This window comes from Pseudomonas sp. MM227 (assembly GCF_947090715.1).
In the GTDB taxonomy this organism is placed as follows: Bacteria; Pseudomonadota; Gammaproteobacteria; order Pseudomonadales; family Pseudomonadaceae; genus Aquipseudomonas; species Aquipseudomonas baltica.
This window is the reverse complement of sequence record NZ_OX352319.1, coordinates 236,203-259,149: the sequence shown is the minus strand read 5'-3', so window position 1 is coordinate 259,149 and position 22,947 is coordinate 236,203. Positions and strand designations below refer to the sequence as shown.

Below are 22,947 nucleotides of genomic sequence, written 5' to 3'. Positions count from 1 at the left end.
CCCAAGGGCTCAGCCGACGGTGTCGAACTGATCCTTGATGTAGCGGATTTCGCTGCGTCCGTGAGGCGCTGGCAGGCCATCTTCGCCGAGGTTGACGAATACCAGCTTGTCCACGGTGAGGATGCTCTTGCGGGTGATCTTGTTGCGCACTTCGCAGGTCAGGGTGATGGAAGTACGCCCGAATTCGGTGGCGGTGATGCCCAGCTCGATGATGTCGCCCTGGCGCGAAGCGCTGACGAAGTTGATCTCGGAGATGTACTTGGTCACCACGCGCTGATTGCCCAACTGGACGATGGCGTAGATGGCCGCTTCCTCGTCGATCCAGCGCAGCAGGCTGCCACCGAACAAGGTGCCGTTGGGGTTGAGGTCTTCGGGTTTTACCCATTTGCGCGTATGAAAATTCATGCTGGCTCCTCTGTTCTTCACCTAAGTGGCTCGAATCATGGCAGACCGCGGCGCCCGGCTCCATTGAGCTTTGCCTATGAATACCATTATCGATCCGGCGCTGATCGTCAGAAATACTTTGGCAGCTGGGCACATCGCTATATAATCGCCACCGATTCACCCAACGGCCTTTTTCACTCCCGGCCGTTCCCGCCACCCGTCCGAGGGGCGCTGCAGCAGGTTCGACCTGTCAGGCTCGGATGGGGCGTTGTCCCTTCAGGCCTTGCCTGGGGACGCCAAACGCACACAACGGCGCCCATTCGAACCTTACGAATGGAGGCTCTTAATGAGCGCTGTACTTACGCCTGCTGGTTTTTCCGATTTCAAAGTCGCCGACATCTCCCTGGCTGCCTGGGGCCGTCGCGAAACCATCATTGCCGAGTCGGAAATGCCCGCGCTGATGGGCCTGCGCCGCAAATATGCCGGCCAGCTGCCGCTCCAGGGCGCGAAGATCCTGGGTTGCATCCACATGACCATCCAGACCGCCGTGCTGATCGAGACCCTGGTCGCCCTGGGTGCCGAAGTGCGCTGGTCCTCGTGCAACATCTTCTCCACCCAGGATCAGGCCGCTGCAGCCATCGCTGCCGCCGGTATCCCGGTGTTCGCCTGGAAAGGTGAAACCGAGGAAGAATACGAGTGGTGCATCGAGCAGACCATCCTCAAGGACGGCCAGCCATGGGATGCCAACATGATCCTGGACGACGGCGGCGACCTGACCGAAATCCTGCACAAGAAATACCCGGCCATGCTGGACAAGGTCCACGGCGTGACCGAAGAAACCACCACCGGCGTACACCGCCTGCTGGACATGCTGGCCAAGGGCGAACTGAAGATCCCGGCCATCAACGTCAACGACTCGGTGACCAAGAGCAAGAACGACAACAAGTACGGCTGCCGTCACAGCCTCAACGACGCCATCAAGCGCGGCACCGACCACCTGTTGTCGGGCAAGCAGGCGCTGGTGATCGGCTACGGTGACGTGGGCAAGGGCTCGGCCCAGTCGCTGCGTCAGGAAGGCATGATCGTCAAGGTTTCCGAAGTCGACCCGATCTGCGCCATGCAGGCCTGCATGGATGGCTACGAGCTGGTTTCTCCATTCATCGACGGCATCAACGACGGCACCGAAGCAAGCATCGACAAGGCCCTGCTGGGCAAGATCGACCTGATCGTCACCACCACCGGTAACGTCAACGTCTGCGATGCCAACATGCTCAAGGCGCTGAAGAAGCGTGCCGTAGTCTGCAACATCGGCCACTTCGACAACGAAATCGACACCGCTTTCATGCGCAAGAACTGGGCATGGGAAGAGGTGAAGCCGCAGGTACACAAGATTCACCGCACCGGTGCCGGCAGCTTCGACGCGCAGAACGACGACTACCTGATCCTGCTGGCCGAAGGCCGTCTGGTTAACCTGGGCAATGCCACCGGTCACCCAAGCCGCATCATGGACGGCTCGTTCGCCAACCAGGTGCTGGCGCAGATCTTCCTGTTCGAGCAGAAATACGCCGACCTGGACGCCAACGGCAAGGCTGCGCGCCTGACCGTCGAAGTGCTGCCGAAGAAACTCGACGAGGAAGTGGCCCTGGAAATGGTCCGCGGCTTCGGCGGCGTGGTCACCCAGCTGACCCAGCAGCAGGCCGACTACATTGGCGTCACCGTCGAAGGTCCGTTCAAGCCAGAAGCCTATCGCTACTAAGCTTCTGCACCGTTGATACGGCGGGCCAGTCAACCCTGGCCCGCTCGATGGGTTTACCGAGAAACTGCCATGTCTCAAGATCGTCCCTTAAGCTTCGAGTTCTTTCCGACCAAGACCGATGCCGGGCATGAAAAGCTGATGGGCGTTGCCCGCCAGTTGGCTGCCTATAAACCCGATTTCTTTTCCTGCACCTACGGCGCCGGCGGTTCGACCCGCGACCGTACGCTGAATACCGTTCTGCAGCTGGAAAACGAAGTCAATGTTCCCGCCGCTCCGCACCTGTCGTGCGTGGGCGACAGCAAGCAGGACCTGCGTGGTCTGCTCGACCAGTACAAAGCGGCCGGCATCAAGCGCATCGTTGCCCTGCGCGGCGACCTGCCTTCGGGCATGGGCATGTCCAGCGGCGAGCTGCGCCATGCCAACGACCTGGTCGAGTTCATTCGCGCCGAAACCGGCGACCACTTCCACATCGAAGTGGCGGCCTACCCGGAGATGCATCCGCAGGCGCGCAATTTCGAAGATGACCTGGTCAACTTCGCGCGCAAGGCCAACGCCGGCGCCAGCAGCGCAATCACTCAGTACTTCTTCAATGCCGACAGCTACTTCTACTTCGTCGAGCGTGTGCAGAAGCTGGGCGTGAACATTCCGATCGTGCCCGGCATCATGCCGATCACCAACTACAGCAAGCTGGCGCGTTTCTCCGACGCCTGCGGCGCCGAAATCCCGCGCTGGGTGCGCAAGCAGCTGGAAGCCTACGGCGATGACGTGAAAAGCATCCAGGCGTTCGGCGAGCAAGTGATCACGCAGATGTGTGAGCGTTTGTTGCAGGGCGGCGCACCAGGCCTGCACTTCTATACCCTTAACCAGGCAGAACCCAGCCTGGCCGTATGGAACAATCTGAAACTCAGCAGCTGAGTCTTCTCAGGCGGCCACAGGGCCTCGGCACATTGCCGGGGCCTTTTTTCGTCGTTCATCAGCATCAGAATCAGGTCCATGGTCACTCAAACCCGCTCTTCTCGCCCGCAACTGGTCTACCTCGTGTTCGGTGCCGACACCTATCACCGGGAAGCCATCTTCAGCATCTGCAGCGCCCTGGCGCGTCTACGTGAAACGCCCGGTCACCGCATCGATATCCAGGTGTTCACCGACGACCCCGCGCCCTACGGCGACCTGCCGGTACGCGTGCGCAATTTCGACGCGGCCACCCGTGAGGCGTGGATGCAACCGCACGGTTACCACTTCCGCATCAAGCACATGGCGCTGCTCGAAGTGCTGCGCGAATCCGAAGTCGCTCTGCTGATCGACACCGATACCTTCTTCCATCAATCGCCGCTGGCGCTGTTCGAGCGCATCGCGCCGGGGAGCCTGCTATGCAACGCGATCGGTATCCGCTATGGCGACTGCCGGGAAAGCGTGCTGTACAGCGCATTGAGCGAAGAACTGCAGGCGCGCGGCCTGGCCGATGACCAGATGCCCCTGATCAACTCCGGGGTGATCGGCCTGCATGCCGACGATGCCTGCCTGCTCGAGCGCTCGATCGAGCTGATGGACGACCTGTACCCGCGGGCCCAGGGTGCCTACATTCTGGAGGAGTTCTGCCTGGGCATCGCCGCCTACCGGCACTACGCCCTGCGTGAATGCCCCGACCTGATCCACCACTACTGGAGCCGCAAGCAGCTGTTCCGGGCCAAGGTCATGGCGTGGCTGCGCAAGCACCAAAACGTGCCGCTCGATCCTGCTGCGCTGGACGATACCCGGCAGGTCACCGCCCAGTTGCCGCGTCCGCCCGCTGCGCAACGCCTGCTGTTCAAGGCAGTGACCCTGCTGCTGCCCGGTCATCAGCGGCAGTTCGTGCGCGAAGTGCTGTATGGCTGCTATCCCCATGCCAACGAGTTCGATCAGGCCTGCGCGCCCGTCTGGTGGGAAAAGGCTCAGGACAACGTCGAGCGGCGCATGCGCACGCCGCTGCAGCCGCGGCAACTGGAACAGTGGCTGGGGCATCCCGGCGTTCGTTTACTGCTGGGCCGCCGCCGCAGCTCCATCTATCAGCACCTGACTAGCCGGCAAAAGTCCTGAAAGCCCGGCGCAGACCTTTTCAAGCGGAGCCAGCCGTCGTAATCTCCGGCCCATGGTTGCCATCCTCCGCTCGTTGCCCTCTGCGCTTCTCCTTTGCTGGTGCCTGCAGGCCCACGGCGAAACGCTGCGCATCGTCACCGATTCATGGGCGCCCTACGCCTTCGAGGAAAACGGTAAAGCGCAGGGAATCGACTACGACATCACGGCGCTGATCTTCGAGCGCCTGGGCATTCAAGTGCAGTGGCAATTCCTGCCGTGGAAACGCTGCCTGGCCATGCTCGATCAAGGCCAGGCCGACGGCATCCTCGATATTTTCCAGACCAACGAACGCGATGCCAGCCTGTTCTATCCCAGGGAGCCGCTGTCGGAGGTGGAATGGGTGTTCTACCAGGCCAACGATCGCCCTCACCCCGTGCAGAGCATGGCCGACCTCAAGGGGCTGACCGTGGGCATAACGGCGGGGTACGACTACGGTGACGAGTTCGCCCAGGCGCCTGGCGTGATCCGCGAGAGCGGACCCAGCCAGGAAGCCAACTTCGGCAAGCTGGCTAAGGCACGCATCGACCTGCTGATCACCGACCGCCGGGTGGGCGAATACACCGTCAAGCGTCTGGGCATGGAGCAGCGGGTCAGTCGGCTGCCCATGGAGATCGGCAGCAATCCGCAGTTTCTGGCGGTACGCCGCGGCGCCGGGATGGACCTGCTGGTGCAGCGCTTCGCCGCGGAACTGCGCCGATTCAAACAGGAGCCGGCCTACGCGCAGTTGCTGGCACGCTATGCCGACGCGCCAATGAGTGGTAAAACGCTACCTTCCGCTGCGCCGCAGATACTGCGGCAACCGCCCGCGAGCACCGCTGGGCAGCGTGAAAGCAGCGCAATGTGATTGCTCTGTTATACTCGGCCCTTGTGCCAGGCTTACGTCCGGCCGCTCGGCCTTGCCAAGGCCTCTCGAAGCACCTGCCAGCTGGGCTTGCGCCCGCGCACCGCTTCGTGAAGCCCCCTTTGCAACCCCAGCAGGACCGGACGCGACAGTGTCATCACACACCCGTCGCGCCAGGCAAGATTATCCCTCGGGCATAAGCCCCTACTAGAACAGGATTACTCATGTCCTTTGCTTCCCTCGGTCTCTCCGAGGCTCTAGTCCGCGCCATCGAGGCAGCGGGCTACACCCAGCCCACACCGGTGCAACAGCGGGCCATTCCCGCCGTGTTGCAAGGCCGCGACCTGATGGTTGCCGCTCAGACAGGTACAGGTAAGACCGGCGGTTTCGCCCTTCCGATTCTGGAACGGCTGTTCCCAGGTGGTCACCCGGACAAATCCCAACGTCACGGCCCGCGCCAACCGCGCGTGCTGGTCCTGACCCCGACGCGCGAGCTCGCCGCCCAGGTTCACGACAGCTTCAAGACCTACGCTCGCGACCTGAAATTCGTCAGCGCCTGCATCTTCGGCGGTGTTGGCATGAACCCGCAGGTTCAGGCCATGTCCCGCGGTGTCGACGTGCTGGTGGCCTGCCCCGGTCGTCTGCTCGACCTGTGTGGCCAGGGCAGTGTCGATCTGTCCCACGTTGAAATCCTCGTGCTCGACGAAGCCGACCGCATGCTCGACATGGGCTTCGTGCACGACGTCAAGAAAGTGCTCTCGCGCCTGCCGTCCAAGCGTCAGAACCTGCTGTTCTCGGCGACGTTCTCCAAGGACATCACCGACCTCGCCGGCAAGCTGCTGCACAACCCCGAGCGCATCGAAGTCACGCCGCCCAATACCACGGTCGAGCGCATCGAGCAGCGCGTCTATCGCCTGGCCTCGAGCCACAAGCGCTCGCTGCTGGCGCACCTGATCACTCAGGGCGCATGGGAGCAGGTGCTGGTGTTCACCCGTACCAAGCACGGCGCCAACCGCCTGGCCGAGTACCTGGAGAAGCATGGCCTGAGCGCCGTGGCCATCCACGGCAACAAGAGCCAGAACGCACGCACCAAGGCCCTGGCCGACTTCAAGGCCGGCGCCGTACGCATCATGGTTGCCACCGACATCGCTGCCCGTGGCCTGGACATCGACCAGTTGCCCCACGTGGTCAACTTCGAGCTGCCCAACGTCGACGAAGACTACGTGCACCGCATTGGCCGTACTGGCCGTGCCGGCCGCAGTGGCGAAGCGATCTCGCTGGTCGCGCCGGACGAAGAGAAGCTGCTCAAGAGCATCGAGCGCATGACCAAGCAGAAGATCCCGGACGGTGATCTGATGGGGTTCGATGCCAGCACCGTGGAAGCGGAAAAACCCGAGGTGCGTGAACGCCCTCAGGCCAACAATGCCCGCGGCGCTCGCGCGCCACGCGGCGACGGCAGCAGCAATGCCGGTGGTGGACGCAAGGACAAAGGGAAGGACAAAGGCAAGGAAAAGCCCGCCGGGGCGCGTTCTGAACGCCAACCCCGTGACCAGAAGCCACGCCAGCCCCAAGCTGCGCGCCCGGCCGTAGAATCGACTGTTTCCGCCAACCGTGCGCCGGACGAATTCCTCGATGACGAAGTGGACAACTTCGGCAACCGTGCGGATTACGTCAGCCCCTATCAGGGCAAGAACCAGGGCCGCGGTCGTCGTCCGGGCGCTTCGGCCCCGGCCGGTGCTGCCGCGCCTGCAGCCGCGCCGCGCCAGGGTCGTCCTGCCGGTGGTGCGCCGCGCAGCGGTGGCGCCGCGCGTCCGGCTGGCACCGGTGACAACGCTGGTGCCAAGCGTGGCCCGCGCAGCAACGGGGGTGGCGCGCGTGACGGCCAGCCCCGTCGCGAAAGCAATCCGCGCAACCGCCGCCCGGCGCGTGACGAGCAACCACGCCAGGAACCGGTGGTAGCTGACTCGCGCAACCCGAGCCAACCGGTAATCGTGCACAAGGAATCGAAGATCGATCGTTTCCCGACTGCCGAGCAGCTGGAGCAATTGCCAAGCCGGCCACGGGGTGAAAAGCCTGCGCTGCTGACGCGTAACCGCGAAGGCTGAGCATGAGGTAGGCAGGCCCGCCGCCCTGTGGGAGCGGGCTCTGCCAGCGAAGGTTTCAGCACGGCTCCCATGCCGGACACAAAAAAACGCCGCAACCCTCACAGGCTGCGGCGTTTTTTTGTGTCAGCGAATAACTTACTTCGCTTTCACGCCTTCAAACGTGAAGTACAGCTCGACGGTGTCCGACTGTGGACCCAGGTCCATCGACTTGGGCGCGAAGTCCTTGCGGTTGATCGACGTGGTGCCTTCGAAACCGGCACGGTAGCCGCCCCATGGATCCTTGCCTTCACCCAGGAAGGTGGCCTTGATCACGACTGGCTTGGTCACGCCGTGCAGGGTCAGATCGCCAGTCACGTCGGCAGTGGTCTTGCCATCGGCGCTTTTGCCGGTCGGCTTGACGCTGGTGGACTTGAAGGTAGCCTCGGGAAACGCGGCGACGTCCAGGAAGTCCTTGCTGCTGATGTGCTTGTCGCGTTCGGCGTGGTTGGTGAACACGCTGGCGGTCTTCAAGGTCACGTCGATCTTCGAGTCTTCAGGCTTGGCTGCATCGAAGCTGAACGAGCCATCGAAGTCCTTGAAGGTACCGGTGATGAAGCTGTAGCCCAGGTGGCTGATCTTGAAGTCGACGAAAGCGTGCTGGCCTTCCTTGTCGATCTTGTAGTCGGCGGCCATGGCCTGGCCTGCGGTGAACAAGGCAGAGCCAATGGCGAGTGCGGCAAGAGTCTTTTTCAGCATAGAAAGCATTCCTCTGGAAAATTGATAGGTACGGCGGTCAAGCTTTGCGACCCAGCATACGGATGAGGGTTGCATCACGATCGATGAAGTGGTGTTTCAATGCGGCCAGGCCATGCAATACGGCGAATATCACCAATACCCAGGCCAGGTAGAAATGCACGGTACCGGCGGTTTCCGCCTGATCGGGCAACCCACTGACCAATGCCGGAATCTCGAACAGTCCGAACACGGGAATCCCCACGCCGTCGGCCGTCGAGATCAGGTAACCGGCGCTCATCACCAGGAACAGGTCCACATAGAGAAACAGGTGGCCCAGATGAGCCGCAGTGCGGGTGAGCTTGCCTTGATTGGGCGTAGCGGGCGGCGGCGGGCTGATGAAGCGCCAGACCACGCGCAGCAACATGAAGAAGAACAGCACCAGACCGATGCTCTTGTGCAGGTCGGGGCCGGCCTTGCGCCATGGGTCGTAATAGCCCAGGCCAACCATCCACAGCCCCAGGGCGAAAAGCCCGAACACGGTCAGCGCGACGCCCCAGTGCAGAACGATGCTGACCCAGCCATAGCGAGAAGTGGAATTACGTAGCTGCATGTGCCTGGACCCTGTAAGAACTGCGCTCAAGATGACTGACTCACCTATCGAATTAAAGCGGAAAATCTCGCTTTGAAATATCGATAAAGTCGATTAAGTCAGTATTAAGCGCAGTGCTGTCGGTGACCAGGGTGCAGCAATAGCACGTTGAAGGCTCGCCGCCGCCCTGTGGGAAAGGCGACAGCGAGGGTGTGAAACCTACGGCTGTACTGCAGGCTTTTTCGCTTCTGTCTTGTTTTTCGGTTCGACCGGTTTCTTGGCCACAGGCTTCTTCACCTCGGCTTTCTTCGTCTCCGGTTTCTTGGTGTCGACCTTTTTCACCGGTGCGGCCTTCTTCACCGGCTCGGCCTTGACCGGCGCGGGCGCGGGTACCACCACAGGCACCGGGGCGGGCGTTGGTGCTGGCGCAGGTACTGGTGCAGGCGCAGGTGCAGGTGCTGGCTCGACCGGCTTGGCCACCGGCGTCTCGCCCCCGCCAAACCATTTGGAGAAGAACCCAGGCTTGCTGTCCACGGCCTTCGCCGGCAAGGCCACTGGCGGAACCACTTTGACCGGCTCGAAGGATTTACCCGCTGCCAGGTCCACAACCTGGCCAGCGGCGTGCTGGCCACTGCGCAGGGCACCTTCCAGCGTGCCTGGGTACAGCGAATCAGTGTGCTCACCGGCGAAAGCGATGCGCTGCTGCGGCTTTTCCCAGACCTTCCAGAACTTGCTGATCTGTCCCGGCCCGTAGGCCAGGTAAGCACCACCGTAGGAAGGATCGACACTGTAGCGACGGATTTCATAGCCGGTGAAGGCACCGCGTGCCTGAGGATAGAACGCGTGCAGGCGGATCAACACCTGGTCGACCATCTGCTTGTCGCCGAAGGCCTGCAGCAGGCGAGCGTTGTCACCGGACAGGTTGATCACCACGTTGGCGCCGCCTTTCAACGCTGGCTCGATCCACAACATGCCCAGACCGGTGTTGCTGTAGATCTCGCCGGACATGCGCGCCTTGCTGTCCCACACCGGCGTCTTGAACTTGAGCAGCAACTGGTCTCGCCAACCGTAGTTGGTGCCTTTGATCGCGGCCAATTGACGATTGTCCAGCGCCGGGGTGAAGGCAATCTTGCCCAGCGCACGCAAGGGGATGGCCAGCACCACGTAACTGGCCTGGTAACCCACCGCGCCGACCTTGACGGTCACGCCGTCCTTGTCCTGACTGATGGCCGAGACCGGCGAATCGGTCTTGATGGTCTTGATCTGTTTGACGAAGGCCTGAGCGAGCACGGGGCTGCCGCCAATCAAGCGTGAAGCGCGCAGATCGCGATCGTCGATGTCCTGGTAGACGCGGCTTTGCTGGGCGAAATACAGCAGCGACAGACGCGATGGTTCGTCATAGCGCGTACGAATTTTCTGATTGATAAGCTGCCGTGCCGTGGCGGGCAGTTGCAGGCGGTCCAGCCAGTTGGACACGTTGATCTGGTCCAGAGCGAACAACGTGCTGGTCGCGCCGGGGTTTTCCGGGTCCTTGACCGAGCGGGCCAGGTCATCCAGGGTTTTCTCGTAGCGCTTGAGCGCCTCGGCAGTGGCCGGCTGCTTGGTGGCCAGGTCGGCGGCGGTGAAGTATTCGCCGTCGATCAGGTAGCCGGGGTTGCGGACGAATTCCGGCGCCGGCTGGGTGGCCAGCTTGAAGGTGTTCACATAGCCGTTGAGCACCGGCTGGATCTTGCTGCCGCCGATCCACTCGCTGGTGGCCAGGCCCGAGCGGCCGCCAAGGCTGGGGCGCGCCTCGAGCAAGGTCACCTGCCAGCCCTTGGCCTGCAGCTCGTAGGCGGCTGTGAGCCCCGCCAGACCGCCGCCGACGACGATCGCCGTCTGTGCCTTGTCATTGCCCAACGCCTGCGCGCTGAACAGCCCCACCACTATCAGCGCCCAAGCGCGCAACCAACCAGCAGACATGCAGAGAACTCCGGCAGAGCAAGCGATATGGCCGGATCATGCCCCGGCAATGGCAAAGTGCCGCGCAGCATACGCCAGCGCCATACTGCCCGCCAGCGCCGCCATCGAGCATGTTTGGGTTGTGAGCCGAGGCCTCATTGCATAGGCTTGCGCGACTGTTTGCCAAGCGTGTTGCCGCGGGAGAAAAAGATGGGACTCAACGATCAGTGGATGAAGCGCGACCTCGAGGTCTTGTGGCATCCCTGTACCCAGATGAAAGACCACGAGCGGCTGCCGCTGATCCCGATCAAGCGCGGTGAAGGCGTATGGCTTGAAGACTTCGAGGGCAAGCGTTACCTGGACGCGGTCAGCTCCTGGTGGGTCAATGTGTTCGGGCACGCCAACCCGCGCATCAATCAGCGCATCAAGGATCAGGTCGACCAGCTGGAACACGTGATCCTGGCCGGCTTCAGCCATCAGCCGGTGATCGAGCTGTCCGAGCGGCTGGTCAAGATGACGCCCGAGGGGCTGACCCGCTGCTTCTACGCCGACAACGGCTCATCGTGCATCGAAGTCGCGCTGAAGATGAGCTTTCATTACTGGGTCAACCGCGGCCAGCCGAACAAGCAGCGCTTCGTCACGCTGACCAACAGCTATCACGGCGAAACCATTGCGGCGATGTCGGTCGGTGACGTGCCGCTGTTCACCGAAACCTACAAGCCGCTGCTGCTCGACACCTTGAAAGTGCCGAGCCCGGACTGCTACCTGCGGCCTGAAGGGGTAAGTTGGGAGGCGCATTCGCGCACGCTGTTCCAGGCCATGGAACACACCCTGGCCGAGCACCATGAAAGTATTGCTGCGGTGATCATCGAACCGTTGATCCAGGGCGCTGGCGGCATGCGCATGTATCACCCGGTGTACCTCAAGCTGTTGCGCGAGGCGTGCGACCGCTACGGCGTGCACCTGATCCACGACGAAATCGCGGTGGGCTTTGGCCGTACCGGAACGATGTTCGCCTGCGAACAGGCCGGCATCCGTCCGGATTTCCTGTGCCTGTCCAAGGCGCTGACCGGGGGCTACCTGCCGCTGGCCGCCTGTGTGACCACCGATGACGTCTACAGCGCTTTCTACGACGACTACCCGACCCTGCGCGCCTTCCTGCATTCGCACAGCTACACCGGCAATCCGCTGGCCTGTGCCACGGCGCTGGCGACGCTGGACATCTTCGAGCAGGACAACGTCATCGAGAACAACCGCGCCCTGGCCGAGCGCATGGCCAGCGCCACGGCGCACCTGGTCGATCATGCCCATGTGGCCGAAGTGCGCCAGACCGGCATGGTCCTGGCCATCGAAATGGTTCAGGACAAGGCCAGCAAAACCGCCTACCCCTGGCAGGAACGGCGCGGATTGAAAGTATTCAACCACGCACTCGAACGTGGCGCGTTGCTGCGGCCGCTGGGCAGTGTGGTGTATTTCCTGCCGCCCTATGTGATCACGCCCGAGCAGATCGACTTCCTGGCCGAGGTGGCCAGCGAGGGGATCGATATCGCCACGCGCAGCAGCGTGAGCGTGCAGGTCGCCGAAGATTTCCACCCCGGGTTTCGCGATCCGGGTTGAGTAGGACGTCGTCTGTACCAGTGCTTTCGCGGCCACTGGCCGCTCCTACAGGGGCACACCCTGCAACCGTAGGAGCGGCCAGTGGCCGCGAAAAGGCCCGAATAAACACCACAAAATCACCAGAGACACCCCCATGCGACTGTCCCGCTTTTTCATCGACGCCCCGCTCGCCCTGGGCGAACACGAACTCCCCGAAGCCCAGGCCCACTACATCGGCCGCGTGCTGCGCATGGCCGCCGGCGACAAGGTGCAGCTGTTCGACGGCAGCGGTCAGGAATACCTCGGCACCTTGCTGGAAGTGGGCAAGAAACGCGTCAGCGTCACCCTCGACGAACAGTTTGCCGGCCAGCCCGATTCGCCGCTGGCCATCCATCTGGGTCAGGGCCTGTCCCGTGGCGAACGGATGGACTGGGCGATCCAGAAAGCTACCGAACTGGGCGTGAGTGAAATCACTCCCCTGGTGAGCGAACGCTGCGAGGTGCGCCTCAAGGACGAGCGCGCCGACAAGCGCATGGCCCACTGGCGCCAGGTCGCGGTCAGCGCGTGCGAGCAGTGCGGCCGTTCCAGCGTGCCGGTCATTCATGCGCCGCAGGCGCTGGCCGATTGGGTCGCCGCCAGCCACGCCGAACTCAAGTTGGTGCTGCATCCCGTTGCAGAGCCGCTGCTCAGCCATGCAAAACCTGCCAGCCTGGCGTTCCTGATCGGCCCTGAAGGCGGTTTGAGCGATGCCGAAGTGGAGCAGGCCAAGGCCGCCGGCTTTCACGCAGCCCGCCTGGGCCCGCGCGTATTGCGCACCGAAACCGCGCCGGTGGTCGCCCTGGCGGTGGCGCAGCAGCTGTGGGGTGATTTCTAGGGTTCAGATGACGTAGAAAAAGATCGCGATGAAGTGCAGCACGCTGCCCGCGATCACGAACAGGTGCCAGATCCCGTGGGCATGGCGCAGGCGCTTGTCCAGTGCAAAGAAGATGATGCCCACGGTGTACAGCGCGCCGCCCGCGGCCAGCCAGGCGAATCCGGCGGGGCCCAGCAGGCGCAGCAGCGGCCCGATCGCGACCAGCACGATCCAGCCCATTACCGCGTAGATCACGATAGACAGTACGCGGGCCTCGGAGCGTGGCTTGATCTCCTGCAACATGCCCAGCACCGCCAGCCCCCAGACCACACCGAACAGGCTCCAGCCCCAAGGCCCGCGCAGGGTCACCAGGCAGAACGGCGTGTAGCTGCCGGCGATCAGCAGGTAGATCGACAGGTGATCGAGCTTCTGCATGAGCGCTTTGCCGCGCCCGCGCACGCTGTGGTAGATCGTGGAAACGCTGTAGAGCAGGATCAGCGTGCTGCCATAGATGCACACGCTGACGATCTTCCAGGGATCACCTTGAAACGCTGCCACCAGCAGCAGCCAGACAGCACCGACCGCCGCCAGCACAGCCCCTGCCAAATGGGTCCAGGCGTTCATTCGTTCGCCATGGTACATACAAACTCCTTACCCCTGTAGCAGCGGCGCAAGCCGCGTCAAACGCCGACGCGATTAGCCGTCCCACCGCGCTGCCCGCCGATGCGGCTCGCGCCGCTGCTACAGGGTCGCGGTGATGCCGGACGCGGTTGCCGAAACGGTGACCATCATTACCCGGACGCCGGACGCGGTTGCCGTGAAGGCGATCGTCATTACCCGGACGCCGGACGCGGTTACCGCAACGGCGATCGTCATTACTCGGACGCCGGACGCGGTTGCCGAAACGGCGATCGTCATTACCGGGATGCCGGACGCGGTTACCGCAACGACAGATTCCTTGTAGCAGCGGCGCGAGCCGCGTCGGCGGTGCGTGCGGTGAACCTGGCGCAACGCGGTGACGCCTGACGCGGCTTGCGCCGCTGCTACAGGGTCAGCGGACCACGATGCCTTGCTTGGCCATGAACGCCTTGGCTTCAGGCACGGTGTACTCGCCGAAGTGGAAGATACTGGCGGCGAGCACCGCGCTCGCGCCGCCCTGGATCACGCCATCGGCCAAGTGCTGCAGGTTGCCCACCCCGCCGGAGGCGATCACCGGAATGCCCAGTGCGTCGCTGATGGCGCGGGTCACGCCCAGGTCGAAGCCGTTCTTCATGCCGTCCTGGTCCATGCTGGTCAGCAGGATTTCACCCGCGCCCAGGCCTTCCATCTTCTGCGCCCATTGCACGGCATCCAGGCCGGTAGGCTTGCGCCCACCGTGGGTGAAGATCTCCCAGCGCGGCTCTTCGCCGGGCCCCGAGACCTTCTTCGCATCAATGGCCACCACGATGCACTGCGAGCCGAAGCGCGAAGCTGCCTCGCCGACGAACTCAGGGTTGAACACCGCAGCCGTATTGATCGAAACCTTGTCCGCACCGGCATTGAGCAGGTTGCGGATATCCGCCACCGTGCGCACGCCGCCACCCACGGTCAGGGGAATGAACACCTGGCTGGCCATGCGCTCGACGGTGTGCAGGGTGGTGTCACGGCCATCGACACTGGCGGTGATGTCCAGGAAGGTGATCTCGTCGGCGCCCTGCTCGTCGTAGCGCCGGGCGATCTCGACCGGGTCGCCGGCGTCGCGGATGTTCTCGAACTTGACGCCCTTGACCACTCGGCCGTTGTCCACGTCCAGGCAGGGGATGATGCGTTTGGCCAGGGCCATGGGGGTTCTCCGCTAAAGTTGGACCAAGGTACTGGCGGACGCGGCTTGCGCCGCTGCTACAGGGGGCCGCGTCCAGCCGTTACGCGTTGTACGAATCGCAGAATGCCTGGGCCTCGGCGACGTCCAGGGTGCCTTCGTAGATGGCGCGGCCAGTGATGGCGCCGATGATGCCCGGCGCCTTGGCATCCAGCAGGGCACGGATGTCGCCCAGGTTGTGGATACCGCCGGAGGCGATCACCGGGATCTTGGTCGCGGCCGCCAGAGCAGCGGTGAAGGGCACGTTGCAGCCCTGCATCATGCCGTCCTTGGCGATGTCGGTGTAGACGATCGCCGACACGCCATCGGCCTCGAACCGCTTGGCCAGGTCGATGACCTGCACCGTGCTCACTTCCGCCCAGCCGTCGGTGGCGACGAAGCCATCCTTGGCGTCCAGGCCGACGATGACCTTGCCGGGGAATGCACGGCAGGCCTCGGCGACGAACTCGGGCTGCTTGACCGCCTTGGTGCCGATGATCACGTAGCTCACGCCGGCCTTGACGTAGTGCTCGATGGTTTCCAGCGAGCGGATGCCACCGCCGATCTGGATCGGCAGGTGCGGGTAGCGCTTGGCAATGGCAGTGACCACATCGCCGTTCACCGGCTGGCCTTCGAAAGCACCGTTGAGATCGACCAGGTGCAGGCGACGGCAGCCGCCCTCGACCCACTTGGCGGCCATGCTCACCGGATCGTCCGAAAACACCGTGGAATCTTCCATGCGGCCCTGGCGCAGGCGCACGCAGGCACCGTCTTTAAGATCGATAGCGGGGATAATCAGCATCTGCAAAAACCTTCGAAGTCGGTGAACGGCGATGCTCGGAAGTCAGTTCTTCTCGAGCGCCCACAGGTCGCTCTCGATGCTTTCGAACCTCTCGCTGAGGTGCGCCTGCACATCGAAAATCGCCCTGTTGTAATAGTGTGGAGCCATTTCGCGGGTGAACAGCTCGAGCACCTCGAGGGCCTCGAACGAACCCAGGTCGAGATCGAAGCGGTCACGCATGAACCGCTTGATCTTCTCGGCCGCTTCGCTCTCCTGCTCCGGCGTCAGGGTAAGAATGGGCGGCTTGCTGGCCTTGCCCATTACCAGCGTCCATCCCAGGCTGCGAAATTCTGCAGCAGCTGCAGGCCATGGGTATGGCTCTTCTCGGGGTGGAACTGCACGGCGAAGCGTGAACCTTCGGCCAGTGCCGCGGCGAAATCACGACCGTAATGGCCGCGCCCCACCACCTGGCCCGGCTTGCCGGCCTCGATGTAATAGCTGTGCACGAAGTAGAAACGCGCCAGGTCGGGAATGTCGTGCCACAGCGGGTGATCCACCGCCTGCTGCACTTCGTTCCAGCCCATGTGCGGGACTTTCAGGTGCTCGCCACCTTCGTGCAGGTCCTTGCCGAAAAAGCGCACCTTGCCGGGAAACACGCCGATGCAGTCGACGCCGGCGTTCTCTTCGCTGTGCTCCATCAACGCCTGCATGCCGACGCAGATACCCAGGAAGGGCCGGTCCTGACTGACTTCGCGCACCAGCGCATCGAAGCCCAGGCGGCGGATTTCAGCCATGCAGTCGCGAATGGCACCGACACCGGGAAAGACCACGCGGTCGGCTTCACGAATGACATTGGCGTCACTGGTGATCAGCACCTTGCCGGCACCGACATGCTCCAGAGCCTTGGCCACCGAGTGCAGGTTGCCCATGCCGTAGTCGATTACCGCGACGGTCTGCATCAGAGCACGCCCTTGGTCGACGGCATCTGCCCAGCCATGCGTTCGTCGACCGCGACGGCCATGCGCAGCGCGCGGCCGAAAGCCTTGAACACGGTTTCGATCTGGTGATGGGTGTTGTGCCCACGCAGGTTGTCGATGTGCAGGGAGACGTTGGCGTGGTTGACGAAGCCCTGGAAGAACTCCTGGAACAGATCCACATCGAAGCCGCCGACGGTGGCGCGGGTGTAGGGCACGTGCATCTGCAGGCCGGGGCGGCCGGAGAAGTCGATGACCACGCGCGACAGCGCTTCGTCCAGCGGGACGTAGGCGTGGCCGTAGCGAAAGATGCCCTTTTTGTCGCCGATGGCCTTGGCGAATGCCTGGCCCAAGGTGATGCCGACGTCCTCCACGGTGTGGTGGTCGTCGATGTGCAGGTCGCCCTTGCACTCGATGTCCAGGTCGATCAGCCCGTGCCGGGCGATCTGGTCAAGCATGTGCTCAAGAAAAGGAACGCCGATATCGAATCGGGCCTTTCCGGTGCCATCCAGGTTGATCGAGGCTTTGATCTGGGTTTCCAGAGTGTTGCGCTCGACGAACGCGATACGTTCGGCCATCACCAGCTCCGCAAAATCGTTGGGCGAAAAAGGTGATCATTATAGGCACGCAGGCGGGAAACGGGAACAGAAGAGGGGGGAAAGGATGATCTGCGGTGGCCTTTTCGCGGCCGATGACCGCTCCTACGAGATGTCGTAGAAGCGGTCAGTGGCCGCGAACGGGCCACCGCCGATTCAAGCATCTACATCAATGAAACAGCACCGCCGTCTTCTGCAGGGTCACCCACACACCCCACGCCAACGGAATGCCCACGGCCAGCCAGGCAGCGATGGCCAGCGGCTTGGAAGCCGGATTGGCCTTCCACTCCAGCACGGTCGTGCCGTCTGCACCTTTGTCATGGCCCAGCGCCTGCTCGGCCTTGAGCTCGGCATCGGTCATGAAGTACTTGTCGGCCACCGGACGCACCAGCGCGTTGCAGATGAAACCCAGCACCAGCAAACCGGAGAGGATGTACAACGTGGTGTCGTACACGGCCGCGCGCGGAACGCCCTGCGCCAGTTGGTAGTCACGCAGGTTGGTCACCAGCACCGGACCCAGCACACCGGCCACGGCCCAGGCGGTCAACAGGCGACCGTGGATGGCGCCGACCATCTGCGTGCCGAACAGGTCGGCCAGGTAGGCCGGAACCGTGGCGAAGCCGCCGCCGTACATCGACAGCACGATGCAGAAGGCTGCCACGAACAGCGCGATGCTGCCCGAATGACCCAGGGTCGGTACCGAGGCGTACAGTGCCACGCCCAGGGCGAAGAACACGAAGTAGGTCACCTTGCGGCCGATATAGTCGGAGAACGAAGCCCAGAAGAAGCGTCCACCGATGTTGAACAGGCTGAGCAAGCCGGTGAAGCCCGCCGCGATGGCAGCGATCTGCGCCAGTTGCGCCGAGTCCAGCTGGTTGAACGCCAGGTCCACGCCCAGCAGCTTGCCGCCGAACACTTCCTGCAGCAGCGGCGAAGCCATGCCGAGGATGCCGATACCTGCGGAAACGTTGAGGCACAGTACCAGCCACACCAGGGCGAACTGAGGCGTCTTCCAGGCCACGTTCACGTGTACGTGGCGGTTGGTGATCATGCCCTTGGCCTTCTTCGCCGGAGCGACGTAGCCTTCAGGCTTCCAACCGGTAGGCGGCACGCGGTAGGACAATGCGCCGCCGATCATGAAGACGAAGTAGATCGCCGCCATCACCAGGAAGCTCTGCCACACGCCGACGCTGGTAGGCGAGGCGAAATGGCCCATCAGGACCGCTGCCAGCGGTGCGCCGACCATGGCGCCGCCACCGAAGCCCATGATCGCCATGCCGGTAGCCATGCCGCGCTTGTCCGGGAACCATTTGATCAGGGTCGATACCGGGGAAATGTAGCCCAGCCCCAGACCGATACCACCGATCACGCCCGAGCCCAGCCACATCAGCCAGATCTGGTGGGTGTAGATACCCAACGCGGAAATGACCAGACCACCGCACCAGCACAGTGCCGAAACCACACCGGCCTTGCGCGGCCCGGCGTGTTCCAGCCAGCCACCCCAGATGGCTGCCGAGCAGCCCAGGAAGATGAAGAACAGTGTGTAGATCCAGCTCAGCATCGACACCGACCAATCACAGGACGATGAAAACACTTGGCTGAAGAAACTCATGTCGGGCGCGCACGCCACTGGCGCGGTGATACCGATCGCCTTGGACAATGGCAGCCAGAACACCGAAAAACCGTACGCCATGCCGATGCACAAGTGAATGGCCAACGCTGCTGGTGGAACCAGCCAGCGGTTGAAGCCAGGCTTGGCGATGATCCGCTCCTTGGACAGGAATCCTGGCTGGGCACCCACGCCGCCGCCCGAAAGACTACTGCTCATTTTGTAACCCCCGTTGATTTTTGTAGTTCAGCTGTCTGCACACAAATGCGCCCACATTCTTCACGCGCGTTGGCGATCGATTGTTTTATCGGCAGCACTTGGCAAATCGCGACATAAAGTCGCAGCGGACAGTTGAAGGGGCGGAGATTACCACTAGATGTAACCAATGGAAGCAAACTGCTATCCCTTTATCGCGATGATCTGCCAGGTGGTTGGCAAAATCCCCCTGAATGGCTCGGCAGTCGCCTGATGGAGCGGTGAAACCCACGGCCCAAAGCGCTTGGGCGACCTTCACGAAGCGGCCGTCGGTGCCCAGTGAAATGGCACCGACGGACCGCCCACATCGCCAGTCGCACAACGTTATACTCTCCCGCTAACTTCCAAAATTCGGACTAAAGGACTCGCCCATGAAAGCGTTCGGCAAAATCCTCGGCCTGTGCATTCTCGGTCTGTTGTTGATTCTGGTGGCCCTGGGCTTCGCCCTCACCCACCTGTTCGACCCCAACGACTACAAGGACGAGATTCGCCAACTGGCACGGGACAAGGCTCACGTCGAGCTGACCCTCAACGGGGACATCGGCTGGAGCCTGTTCCCATGGCTGGGCCTGGAACTGCACGACGCCAGCGTGGCCACCCTCGCCAACCCCAAGGCACCCTTCGCCGACCTGCAGATGCTCGGGCTGTCCGTGCGCGTGCTGCCGCTGCTGCGCAAGGAAGTGCAGATGAGCGACGTACGGGTCGAAGGCCTGAACCTGTCCCTGGAACGTGATGCCAACGGCCACGGCAACTGGGAAGACATCGGCAAGCCGCTGCCCGTCACCACGGCCGACGCCACCGACCCGAATGCACCGGCAGTCACCGAGCCGGGCAAACCGCAGGCGCCCTCGCGCCCGGTCAAGCTCGACATCGACAGCCTGACCGTGAACAACGCCCGCGTGCAGTACAACGACGTACGCACAGGCCGCATGTACACCGCCGAAAGCATCCAGTTGAGCACCGGCGCCGTCCATGAAGGCGCGGACATTCCGCTGAAACTCACCGCTTTCCTGGGCACCAACCAGCCGGTCGTGCGGGCCCGCACCGAGCTTGCCGGCGAGCTTCGCTTCGACCGCGTGCTCAAGCGCTACCAGCTCGAAGACATGCGCCTGAGCGGTGAAGCCTCGGGCGACCCGCTGCAGGGCAAGACCGTGACCTTCAGCGCGCAGGGGCAGTTGCTGCTCGACCAGTCCGCCAACGTCGCCGAATGGACCGGCCTCAAGCTGGCCGCCAATCAGCTGCGCGCGCTGGGCGAACTGCGCGTGCGCAATCTGGACAGCGACCCTCAGCTCACCGGTGGCCTGTCGATTGCCGAGTTCGACCTGCGCGCCTTCTTCGACGGCATCGGCCAGCCGCTGCCGGCGATGGCACCGGGCAGCCTCGGCAAGTTCGAGCTGGTCAGCCGCCTGCAGGGCACCCGCGACAGCCTTGGCCTGGAAGACCTGACGCTGAAACTGGACGACAGCACCTTCACCGGCCGCATCGCCGTGGACGATTTTGCCCGCCAGGCCCTGCGCCTGCAGCTCAAGGGCGACACCTTCAACGCCGATCGCTACCTGCCGGCCAAGACCGAAAAGGCCACCAATGCCAGCGCGGCGCGCCAGGCCGAAGTGCAGAACAGCGAAGCGGCTGCAGTCGCCTCGGGCGAATCACCGCTGCCGGAGCCCCCGACCCGCGGCGCCTGGAGCGATGACCGCCTGCTGCCCGTGGAACGTCTGCGCGCCCTGGACGTGCAGGCCGACCTGACCATTGGCCAACTGACCCTGAAGGGCCTGCCTGTGCACAACGCCACCCTCAAGGCACAGGGCCAGGGCGGCATGCTGACCCTGCAGACCCTGGCCGGCGGCCTCTACAACGGCAGCTTCAACACCCAGGGCACGCTCGACGTGCGCCCGGACATGCCGCTGCTGGCGTTGCAGACACGCATCGACAAGGTGCCGGTGGAAAACTTCATCAAGACGCAGAACGCCAACCCACCGCTGCGCGGCCTGTTGAACCTCAACAGCAACCTCAGCGGTTCAGGCAACAGCCAGAAGGCCCTCGTCGAATCGCTCAACGGTACCGCCAGCTTCGTCCTCAACGACGGCGTGCTGGTCAACGCCAACCTCGAGCAGCAGATCTGCCGCGGCATCTCCGTGCTCAACCGCAAAACGCTCAACGGCGAACCGCGCGGCAAGGACACGCCGTTCAAGGAGCTCAAGGGCAGCCTGGTGTTCCGTAACGGTGTGGCCAGCAACCAGGACCTGCTCGTGCGCATCCCCGGCCTGACCGTGAAAGGCAACGGCGACGTCGATCTGCGCGTGCTGGGCATGGACTACCGCATCGGTGTGGTGGTCGACGGCGAACAAGGCACCAGCGCCGACCCGGCCTGCCAGGTGGGCGAGCGCTTCGTCGGCGTCGAGCTGCCGCTGCGCTGCCGCGGCCCGCTGGAGATGGGCGCCAAGGCCTGCCGCATCGACCGTGACGGCTTGGGCCAGGTCGCCGCCAAGCTGGCCGGCGACCGTATTCGCGATAAGATCGACGAGAAGCTCGAAGAAAAACTGGGCGACAAGGTCGATCCAAAACTCAAAGACGCATTGCGAGGTCTGTTCAACCGATGAGCCCCGAGCAGTTTTCCAGCGCCGTGCTGGAATGGTACGACCGCAATGGCCGGCATGATCTGCCCTGGCAGCAGGGCATCAACCCGTACCGGGTATGGGTGTCGGAAATCATGCTGCAGCAGACCCAGGTCAGCACGGTACTGAACTACTTCGACCGCTTCATGGCCGCGCTGCCCACGGTGCAGGCGCTGGCCGAGGCGCCGGAAGACGAAGTGCTGCACCTGTGGACCGGGCTGGGCTATTACACCCGCGCGCGCAACCTGCAGAAAACCGCGAAAATCGTGATGACAGAGCACGGCGGCGAGTTTCCCCGCGACGTGGAGAAGCTGGTCGAGCTGCCCGGCATCGGCCTGTCCACGGCCGGCGCGATTGCCAGCATCAGCATGGGCCTGCGTGCGCCGATCCTCGACGGCAACGTCAAGCGCGTGCTCGCCCGCTATACCGCGCAGGAAGGCTATCCAGGCGAGCCCAAGGTGGCCAAGGCGCTGTGGGCCACCGCCGAGCGCCTGACCCCGCAGACCCGGGTGAACCACTACACCCAGGCAATGATGGACCTGGGCGCCACGCTGTGCACCCGCAGCAAGCCCAGCTGCCTGCTGTGCCCGCTGGAAAAGAGCTGTGAAGCGCACATGCTCGGCCTGGAAATCCGCTACCCGATACCCAAGCCGCGCAAGGCCGTCCCGCAACGCGCAACACTGATGCCCCTGCTCGCCAACCGCGACGGCGCCATCCTGCTCTACCGCAGGCCCTCGACAGGCCTGTGGGGCGGCCTGTGGAGCCTTCCGCAGCTCGACGACCTGAGCGACCTCGATCACCTTGCCGACCAACACGCACTGCACATGCTCGCACGCCGCCAATTGCCAGCCCTGACCCACACCTTCAGCCATTTCCAGCTGGCCATCGACCCCTGGCTGGTGCAGGTCGAACAGACCGCCCACCACGTGGCCGAGGCCGACTGGCTCTGGTATAACCTCGCCACACCGCCGCGCCTGGGCCTCGCAGCCCCGGTGAAGAAGCTGCTGCAACACGCAGCCGACGCCTTGAACGCAGGAGATCTGTAATGACCCGCACCGTATTGTGCCGCAAGTACAAAGAAGAACTGCCTGGCCTGGAACGCCCTCCCTACCCCGGCGCCAAGGGCGAAGACATCTACAACCACGTCTCCCAGCAAGCCTGGGGCGACTGGCAGAAACACCAGACGCTGCTGATCAACGAGCGCCGCCTGAACATGATGAACGCCGAAGACCGCAAATTCCTCCAGGGCGAAATGGACAAGTACCTGTCCGGCGAGGAATACGCCAAGGCCGACGGCTACGTACCACCCGCCGAATAACCCAGCAAAATCGTAAGCGACGGTAATGATTAAAATTTTTTTCGACATCACGCTTGACGACCCGTCGA

Annotated in this window: 22 protein-coding genes and 1 riboswitch; of the genes, 11 read left to right on the top strand and 11 right to left on the bottom strand. The window is 63.2% G+C overall.

The window, feature by feature from the left end; genetic code table 11:
* Nucleotides 1-9: 9 nt before the first annotated feature.
* Nucleotides 10-405, bottom strand: coding sequence for an acyl-CoA thioesterase (locus ONG87_RS01150; protein WP_122480552.1), 396 nt, complete (start codon nt 403-405; stop codon nt 10-12).
* A 196-nt stretch (nt 406-601) separates the two neighbouring features.
* Nucleotides 602-709, top strand: a riboswitch (S-adenosyl-L-homocysteine riboswitch).
* Between the two features lie 21 nt (nt 710-730).
* On the opposite strand from ONG87_RS01150, the gene ahcY reads away from it, so the two are divergent.
* The 5 genes from ahcY (at nt 731) to ONG87_RS01125 (ending at nt 7,201) form a co-directional block, all read left to right on the top strand.
* Entirely contained in the window at nt 731-2,140 is a 1,410-nt protein-coding gene (gene ahcY, locus ONG87_RS01145; RefSeq protein WP_122480553.1) for an adenosylhomocysteinase, read from the top strand.
* Between the two features lie 69 nt (nt 2,141-2,209).
* A complete protein-coding gene (gene metF / locus ONG87_RS01140; protein WP_122480554.1) occupies nt 2,210-3,055 on the top strand; it encodes a methylenetetrahydrofolate reductase [NAD(P)H] in 846 nt (281 codons plus the stop codon).
* Between the two features lie 78 nt (nt 3,056-3,133).
* Nucleotides 3,134-4,216 (top strand): hypothetical protein, encoded by a 1,083-nt coding sequence (locus tag ONG87_RS01135; RefSeq protein ID WP_264382063.1) that lies wholly within the window; start codon nt 3,134-3,136, stop codon nt 4,214-4,216.
* 52 nt (nt 4,217-4,268) lie between these two features.
* Nucleotides 4,269-5,099, top strand: a complete 831-nt coding sequence (locus tag ONG87_RS01130) for an ABC transporter substrate-binding protein (RefSeq protein ID WP_192058915.1) — start codon at nt 4,269-4,271, stop codon at nt 5,097-5,099.
* A gap of 221 nt (nt 5,100-5,320) precedes the next feature.
* Entirely contained in the window at nt 5,321-7,201 is a 1,881-nt protein-coding gene (locus ONG87_RS01125; RefSeq protein WP_122480557.1) for a DEAD/DEAH box helicase, read from the top strand.
* A 135-nt stretch (nt 7,202-7,336) separates the two neighbouring features.
* Here the strand turns inward: ONG87_RS01125 and ONG87_RS01120 are convergent, their stop codons facing one another.
* From ONG87_RS01120 to ONG87_RS01110, 3 genes are all read right to left on the bottom strand, one after another.
* The gene (locus ONG87_RS01120; RefSeq protein WP_122480558.1) at nt 7,337-7,936 is read right to left on the bottom strand and encodes a YceI family protein; all 600 of its coding nucleotides are present in this window, start codon (nt 7,934-7,936) and stop codon (nt 7,337-7,339) included.
* Between the two features lie 37 nt (nt 7,937-7,973).
* Nucleotides 7,974-8,525: a cytochrome b gene (locus ONG87_RS01115; RefSeq protein WP_122480559.1), complete on the bottom strand. Its 552-nt coding sequence runs from the start codon at nt 8,523-8,525 to the stop codon at nt 7,974-7,976.
* Nucleotides 8,526-8,723: 198 nt separating this feature from the next.
* Nucleotides 8,724-10,466, bottom strand: a complete 1,743-nt coding sequence (locus tag ONG87_RS01110; protein ID WP_264382062.1) for a flavin monoamine oxidase family protein — start codon at nt 10,464-10,466, stop codon at nt 8,724-8,726.
* 189 nt (nt 10,467-10,655) lie between these two features.
* On the opposite strand from ONG87_RS01110, the gene ONG87_RS01105 reads away from it, so the two are divergent.
* Both ONG87_RS01105 and ONG87_RS01100 read left to right on the top strand, forming a co-directional pair.
* On the top strand, nt 10,656-12,062 hold the full coding sequence (locus tag ONG87_RS01105) for an adenosylmethionine--8-amino-7-oxononanoate transaminase (RefSeq protein ID WP_264382061.1): 1,407 nt from the start codon (nt 10,656-10,658) through the stop codon (nt 12,060-12,062).
* A gap of 133 nt (nt 12,063-12,195) precedes the next feature.
* Nucleotides 12,196-12,915: a 16S rRNA (uracil(1498)-N(3))-methyltransferase gene (locus tag ONG87_RS01100; RefSeq protein ID WP_192047994.1), complete on the top strand. Its 720-nt coding sequence runs from the start codon at nt 12,196-12,198 to the stop codon at nt 12,913-12,915.
* Between the two features lie 3 nt (nt 12,916-12,918).
* Here the strand turns inward: ONG87_RS01100 and ONG87_RS01095 are convergent, their stop codons facing one another.
* Entirely contained in the window at nt 12,919-13,536 is a 618-nt protein-coding gene (locus ONG87_RS01095; RefSeq protein WP_122480563.1) for a hemolysin III family protein, read from the bottom strand.
* Between the two features lie 115 nt (nt 13,537-13,651).
* Between ONG87_RS01095 and ONG87_RS01090 the strand changes: the two genes are divergently transcribed.
* A complete protein-coding gene (locus tag ONG87_RS01090; protein ID WP_264382060.1) occupies nt 13,652-13,858 on the top strand; it encodes a hypothetical protein in 207 nt (68 codons plus the stop codon).
* 87 nt (nt 13,859-13,945) lie between these two features.
* On the opposite strand, the gene hisF is transcribed toward ONG87_RS01090, so the two are convergent.
* The 6 genes from hisF to ONG87_RS01060 form a co-directional block, all read right to left on the bottom strand.
* A complete protein-coding gene (gene hisF, locus ONG87_RS01085) occupies nt 13,946-14,716 on the bottom strand; it encodes an imidazole glycerol phosphate synthase subunit HisF (RefSeq protein ID WP_043191638.1) in 771 nt (256 codons plus the stop codon).
* Between the two features lie 79 nt (nt 14,717-14,795).
* Nucleotides 14,796-15,533 carry a 1-(5-phosphoribosyl)-5-[(5-phosphoribosylamino)methylideneamino]imidazole-4-carboxamide isomerase gene (gene hisA, locus ONG87_RS01080; RefSeq protein WP_122480564.1) on the bottom strand — a complete coding sequence of 246 codons (738 nt, stop codon included), beginning with the start codon at nt 15,531-15,533 and terminating at the stop codon, nt 14,796-14,798.
* 42 nt (nt 15,534-15,575) lie between these two features.
* Nucleotides 15,576-15,833: a DUF2164 domain-containing protein gene (locus ONG87_RS01075; protein ID WP_122480565.1), complete on the bottom strand. Its 258-nt coding sequence runs from the start codon at nt 15,831-15,833 to the stop codon at nt 15,576-15,578.
* On the bottom strand, nt 15,833-16,471 hold the full coding sequence (gene hisH, locus ONG87_RS01070; protein WP_122795890.1) for an imidazole glycerol phosphate synthase subunit HisH: 639 nt from the start codon (nt 16,469-16,471) through the stop codon (nt 15,833-15,835). Before hisH ends, ONG87_RS01075 begins: the two co-directional genes overlap by 1 nt.
* Entirely contained in the window at nt 16,471-17,064 is a 594-nt protein-coding gene (hisB, locus tag ONG87_RS01065; protein ID WP_043191647.1) for an imidazoleglycerol-phosphate dehydratase HisB, read from the bottom strand. The genes hisH and hisB overlap by 1 nt, the downstream gene beginning before the upstream one ends.
* A gap of 187 nt (nt 17,065-17,251) precedes the next feature.
* Nucleotides 17,252-18,910 (bottom strand): OFA family MFS transporter, encoded by a 1,659-nt coding sequence (locus ONG87_RS01060; RefSeq protein WP_122480567.1) that lies wholly within the window; start codon nt 18,908-18,910, stop codon nt 17,252-17,254.
* A 407-nt stretch (nt 18,911-19,317) separates the two neighbouring features.
* Between ONG87_RS01060 and ONG87_RS01055 the strand changes: the two genes are divergently transcribed.
* Genes ONG87_RS01055 through ONG87_RS01045 form a run of 3 tightly spaced genes read left to right on the top strand, consistent with a single transcriptional unit; the run spans nt 19,318 to nt 22,879 of the window.
* Nucleotides 19,318-21,546, top strand: a complete 2,229-nt coding sequence (locus tag ONG87_RS01055) for an AsmA family protein (RefSeq protein ID WP_192137526.1) — start codon at nt 19,318-19,320, stop codon at nt 21,544-21,546.
* Nucleotides 21,543-22,607, top strand: a complete 1,065-nt coding sequence (gene mutY, locus ONG87_RS01050) for an A/G-specific adenine glycosylase (protein WP_264382059.1) — start codon at nt 21,543-21,545, stop codon at nt 22,605-22,607. The genes ONG87_RS01055 and mutY overlap by 4 nt, the downstream gene beginning before the upstream one ends.
* Entirely contained in the window at nt 22,607-22,879 is a 273-nt protein-coding gene (locus tag ONG87_RS01045) for an oxidative damage protection protein (RefSeq protein ID WP_043191657.1), read from the top strand. The genes mutY and ONG87_RS01045 overlap by 1 nt, the downstream gene beginning before the upstream one ends.
* The last annotated feature ends 68 nt before the right edge of the window (nt 22,880-22,947 follow it).

Bases quoted from the DNA above. Each gene is read 5' to 3' on its own strand.
- ONG87_RS01075 (WP_122480565.1), bottom strand. From the start codon at position 15,833: ATGGGCAAGGCCAGCAAGCCGCCCATTCTTACCCTGACGCCGGAGCAG.
- ONG87_RS01100 (WP_192047994.1), top strand. From the start codon at position 12,196: ATGCGACTGTCCCGCTTTTTCATCGACGCCCCGCTCGCCCTGGGCGAA.
- ONG87_RS01130 (WP_192058915.1), top strand. From the start codon at position 4,269: ATGGTTGCCATCCTCCGCTCGTTGCCCTCTGCGCTTCTCCTTTGCTGG.
- ahcY (WP_122480553.1), top strand. From the start codon at position 731: ATGAGCGCTGTACTTACGCCTGCTGGTTTTTCCGATTTCAAAGTCGCC.
- metF (WP_122480554.1), top strand. From the start codon at position 2,210: ATGTCTCAAGATCGTCCCTTAAGCTTCGAGTTCTTTCCGACCAAGACC.
- ONG87_RS01115 (WP_122480559.1), bottom strand. From the start codon at position 8,525: ATGCAGCTACGTAATTCCACTTCTCGCTATGGCTGGGTCAGCATCGTT.
- ONG87_RS01110 (WP_264382062.1), bottom strand. From the start codon at position 10,466: ATGTCTGCTGGTTGGTTGCGCGCTTGGGCGCTGATAGTGGTGGGGCTG.
- ONG87_RS01125 (WP_122480557.1), top strand. From the start codon at position 5,321: ATGTCCTTTGCTTCCCTCGGTCTCTCCGAGGCTCTAGTCCGCGCCATC.
- ONG87_RS01120 (WP_122480558.1), bottom strand. From the start codon at position 7,936: ATGCTGAAAAAGACTCTTGCCGCACTCGCCATTGGCTCTGCCTTGTTC.
- ONG87_RS01095 (WP_122480563.1), bottom strand. From the start codon at position 13,536: ATGTACCATGGCGAACGAATGAACGCCTGGACCCATTTGGCAGGGGCT.
- ONG87_RS01055 (WP_192137526.1), top strand. From the start codon at position 19,318: ATGAAAGCGTTCGGCAAAATCCTCGGCCTGTGCATTCTCGGTCTGTTG.
- ONG87_RS01135 (WP_264382063.1), top strand. From the start codon at position 3,134: ATGGTCACTCAAACCCGCTCTTCTCGCCCGCAACTGGTCTACCTCGTG.
- ONG87_RS01105 (WP_264382061.1), top strand. From the start codon at position 10,656: ATGGGACTCAACGATCAGTGGATGAAGCGCGACCTCGAGGTCTTGTGG.
- ONG87_RS01060 (WP_122480567.1), bottom strand. From the start codon at position 18,910: ATGAGCAGTAGTCTTTCGGGCGGCGGCGTGGGTGCCCAGCCAGGATTC.
- hisF (WP_043191638.1), bottom strand. From the start codon at position 14,716: ATGGCCCTGGCCAAACGCATCATCCCCTGCCTGGACGTGGACAACGGC.
- ONG87_RS01045 (WP_043191657.1), top strand. From the start codon at position 22,607: ATGACCCGCACCGTATTGTGCCGCAAGTACAAAGAAGAACTGCCTGGC.
- ONG87_RS01090 (WP_264382060.1), top strand. From the start codon at position 13,652: ATGCCGGACGCGGTTGCCGAAACGGTGACCATCATTACCCGGACGCCG.
- hisB (WP_043191647.1), bottom strand. From the start codon at position 17,064: ATGGCCGAACGTATCGCGTTCGTCGAGCGCAACACTCTGGAAACCCAG.
- hisH (WP_122795890.1), bottom strand. From the start codon at position 16,471: ATGCAGACCGTCGCGGTAATCGACTACGGCATGGGCAACCTGCACTCG.
- ONG87_RS01150 (WP_122480552.1), bottom strand. From the start codon at position 405: ATGAATTTTCATACGCGCAAATGGGTAAAACCCGAAGACCTCAACCCC.
- mutY (WP_264382059.1), top strand. From the start codon at position 21,543: ATGAGCCCCGAGCAGTTTTCCAGCGCCGTGCTGGAATGGTACGACCGC.
- hisA (WP_122480564.1), bottom strand. From the start codon at position 15,533: ATGCTGATTATCCCCGCTATCGATCTTAAAGACGGTGCCTGCGTGCGC.